The following is an 880-nucleotide window of genomic DNA, read 5'->3' on the forward strand; positions in this document are numbered from 1 at the left end:
CGCTTACCACGGTGGGATTCATGACTGGGGTGAAGTCGTAACAAGGTAGCCGTAGGGGAACCTGCGGCTGGATCACCTCCTTTCTAGAGAAGGTTGTTGATCGAGTACTTACAGCCTATCGGTTATTCGCGAGTTTGAGTGTCGCGATCAGAGTGCTTGGATGAGTACTGTGATCGCGTTGTTTGAACGCATTGATCTTTAACAAACTGAAGAAGCCGAATATATAAAGACGGCGAGAAGGACGATGGAGTTAACTCTTCATTGGCTGGATCGTCATCTTGGGTATTTGATTGTATCTAGGCTACGTCGCCATATCAAAAGGGGCGGTGTAGTCGTCGCACAAACACAACTTGTTGTTTTGGTGACTTAGGTTACTGAAATGATAGGGTCAAGCGACTAAGTGCATCTGGTGGATGCCTTGGCGATCATAGGCGAAGAAGGACGTGTAAGCCTGCGAAAAGCGCGGGGGAGCTGGCAATAGAGCTTTGATCCCGCGATGTCCGAATGGGGAAACCCCTCCGCAAGGAGATCCCAGACTGAATACATAGGTCTGAGGAGGCGAACGCAGCGAACTGAAACATCTAAGTAGCTGCAGGAAAAGAAATCAACCGAGATTCCGTTAGTAGTGGCGAGCGAACGCGGAAGAGCCTGTACGTGTTATGGATTGTGTTAGTGGAAGGTTCATGGAAAGGACCGCCATAGTGGGTGATAGCCCCGTACACGAAAACACATTCCAAGGACTAGGCGTACGACAAGTAGGGCGGGACACGAGAAATCCTGTCTGAAGATGGGGGGACCATCCTCCAAGGCTAAATACTCATGATCGACCGATAGTGAACCAGTACCGTGAGGGAAAGGCGAAAAGAACCCCGGGAGGGGA

At 50.3% G+C, this 880-nt stretch carries 2 rRNA genes; both read left to right on the forward strand.

Annotated elements, in window-relative coordinates:
• Window positions 1-83: ribosomal RNA gene (locus tag HA052_RS27090) — 16S ribosomal RNA — on the forward strand; the annotation flags it as partial.
• Between the two features lie 303 nt (window positions 84-386).
• Window positions 387-880 (forward strand): 23S ribosomal RNA (locus tag HA052_RS27095); the annotation flags it as partial.

The sequence above is a fragment of the Chromobacterium fluminis genome (genome assembly GCF_011602385.1).
GTDB lineage: Bacteria > Pseudomonadota > Gammaproteobacteria > Burkholderiales > Chromobacteriaceae > Chromobacterium > Chromobacterium fluminis.